This is a genomic window from Streptomyces turgidiscabies Car8, assembly GCF_000331005.1.
Classification (GTDB): Bacteria; Actinomycetota; Actinomycetes; order Streptomycetales; family Streptomycetaceae; genus Streptomyces; species Streptomyces turgidiscabies.
This window is the reverse complement of the sequence record NZ_AEJB01000086.1, coordinates 1-2,801: the sequence shown is the minus strand read 5'-3', so window position 1 is coordinate 2,801 and position 2,801 is coordinate 1. Positions and strand designations below refer to the sequence as shown.

Annotated in this window: 1 protein-coding gene; it reads left to right on the top strand. The window is 69.3% G+C overall.

Features of this window, described 5'->3' with window-relative positions; genetic code table 11:
• Positions 1-166: 166 nt before the first annotated feature.
• Positions 167-2,749 (top strand): aminopeptidase N, encoded by a 2,583-nt coding sequence (gene pepN / locus STRTUCAR8_RS05035; RefSeq protein WP_044471649.1) that lies wholly within the window; start codon positions 167-169, stop codon positions 2,747-2,749.
• The last annotated feature ends 52 nt before the right edge of the window (positions 2,750-2,801 follow it).

Here is a 2,801-nt window from a genome sequence, read left to right as displayed (position 1 = left end):
CCCGAGGGAACCAAGTGTCGCCCCGTCGCGTCAGCACAACGCGGCCACTTGCGGATCACCGGGCCGACGGGCCGTCCACCCCGCTCAGCGGCGGGTTCCGGCCATCGCGTCGGCCCGGGATCCCATGGAAGGATGGCGCAACCCACACATACGAGGAGATGACCGCGTGCCTGGCACAAACCTGACCCGCGAAGAGGCGCAAGCGCGGGCGAAGCTGCTCACCGTTGACTCGTACGAGATCGAGCTCGATCTCTCCGGCGCGCAGGAGGGCGGCACCTACAGGTCCGTGACCACGGTGCGCTTCGACTCCGCCGAGACCGGCGCGGAGTCCTTCATCGACCTGGTGGCTCCGGCCGTCGGGGAGATCACGCTCAACGGGGACGCGCTCGACCCCGACGAGGTCTTCAAGGACTCCCGGATCGCCCTGCCGGGGCTGCTGGCCGGCCGCAACGTGCTGCGCGTCGTCGCCGACTGCGCCTACACCAACACCGGTGAGGGCCTGCACCGTTTCGTCGACCCCGTCGACCAGCAGGCGTACCTCTACACCCAGTTCGAGGTGCCGGACGCGCGGCGCGTGTTCGCGTCGTTCGAGCAGCCGGACCTCAAGGCGACCTTCCAGTTCACGGTGACGGCGCCGACCGGCTGGACCGTCATCTCCAACTCGCCGACGCCCGAACCCAAGGACGACGTCTGGCGGTTCGAGCCGACGCCCCGTATCTCCACGTACATCACCGCGCTCATCGTCGGCCCGTACCACTCGGTCCACAGCGTGTACGAGGCGAACGGCCAGACCGTCCCGCTCGGCATCTACTGCCGGCCCTCGCTCGCCGAGTTCCTCGACTCCGATGCCATCTTCGCGGTGACCCGCCAGGGCTTCGAGTGGTTCCAGGAGAAGTTCGACTACGCGTACCCGTTCAAGAAGTACGACCAGTTGTTCGTTCCCGAGTTCAACGCCGGTGCCATGGAGAACGCGGGCGCGGTCACCATCCGCGACCAGTACGTGTTCCGGTCGAAGGTGACCGACGCCGCGTACGAGACGCGTGCCGAGACGATCCTGCACGAGCTGGCGCACATGTGGTTCGGCGACCTGGTCACCATGGAGTGGTGGAACGACCTGTGGCTGAACGAGTCGTTCGCCACGTACACCTCCATCGCCTGCCAGGCGGACGCCCCCGGCTCGCGCTGGCCGCACAGCTGGACCACGTTCGCCAACTCCATGAAGACGTGGGCCTACCGGCAGGACCAGCTGCCGTCCACCCACCCGATCATGGCCGACATCCGCGACCTCGACGACGTCCTCGTCAACTTCGACGGCATCACGTACGCCAAGGGCGCCTCCGTACTGAAGCAGCTCGTCGCGTACGTCGGCACGGACGCGTTCTTCGCGGGCGTGCAGGCCTACTTCAAGCAGCACGCGTACGGCAACACGCGCCTGAGCGACCTGCTGGGCGCCCTGGAGGAGACCTCCGGGCGTGACCTGAAGGCGTGGTCGAAGTCCTGGCTGGAAACGGCCGGCATCAACATCCTGCGTCCCGAGATCGAGACGGACGCGAACGGTGTCATCACCTCCTTCGCCATCCGCCAGGAGGCGCCGGCCCTGCCCGCCGGCGCCAAGGGTGAGCCGACGCTGCGGCCGCACCGTATCGCTGTCGGCCTGTACGAACTCGACGACGAGAGCGGCAAGCTGCTGCGCGACGACGAGAGCGGGCGTATCGAGCTGGATGTCGACGGCGAGCTGACGGCCGTACCGCAGCTGGTCGGCAGGCGTCGTCCGGCCGTGATCCTGCTCAACGACGACGACCTGTCGTACTCCAAGGTCCGCCTCGACGACGCGTCCCTCGCCTTCGTCACCGAACACCTGGGCGACTTCGAGGCGTCCCTTCCGCGCGCGCTGTGCTGGGCCTCCGCGTGGGACATGACCCGCGACGCCGAACTGGCCACCCGCGACTACCTCTCCCTCGTCCTCTCGGGCATCGGCAAGGAGTCGGACATCGGTGTCGTGCAGTCGCTCCAGCGGCAGGTGAAGCTGGCGATCGACCTGTACGCCGACCCGGCCGCCCGCGAAGCCCTGCTGACCCGCTGGACGGACGCCACGCTGGCCCACCTCCGCGCGGCCGAGGCGGCCTCCGACCACCAGCTGGCCTGGGCCCGCGCCTTCGCGGCCACGGCCCGCACGCCGGAGCAGCTGGACCTCCTGGACGCGCTGCTGGAGGGCACGCAGACCATCGAGGGCTTGGCCGTCGACACCGAGCTGCGCTGGTCGTTCGTGCAGCGGCTCGCGGCCGTCGGACGCTTCGACGAGGACGAGATCGCGGGCGAGTACGAGCGCGACAGGACCGCCGCCGGTGAACGTCACGCCGCCACTGCCCGGGCCGCCCGCCCGACCCCGGAGGCCAAGGCGGAGGCCTGGGCGTCGGTCATCGAGTCCGACAAGCTGCCCAACGCCGTCCAGGAGGCGGTGATCGGGGGCTTCGTCCAGACCGACCAGCGCGAGCTCCTGGAGCCTTACACCGACAAGTACTTCGCGGTGGTCAAGGAGGCCTGGGACTCGCGCTCGCACGAGATCGCCCAGCAGATCGCCATCGGCTTCTACCCGGCCGTCCAGGTGTCCCAGGAGACCCTGGCGAAGACGGACGCCTGGCTGACCGCCGCCGAGCCGAACGCCGCTCTGCGCCGGCTCGTCTCGGAGTCCCGTTCCGGTGTCGAGCGCGCGCTCCGGGCACAGGCGGCGGACGCGGCCGCCGAGTAGGGAAAGAGCCAGCCGCAACAACCGGCGGAACGGTTGTACGGAGTCGGGGGTG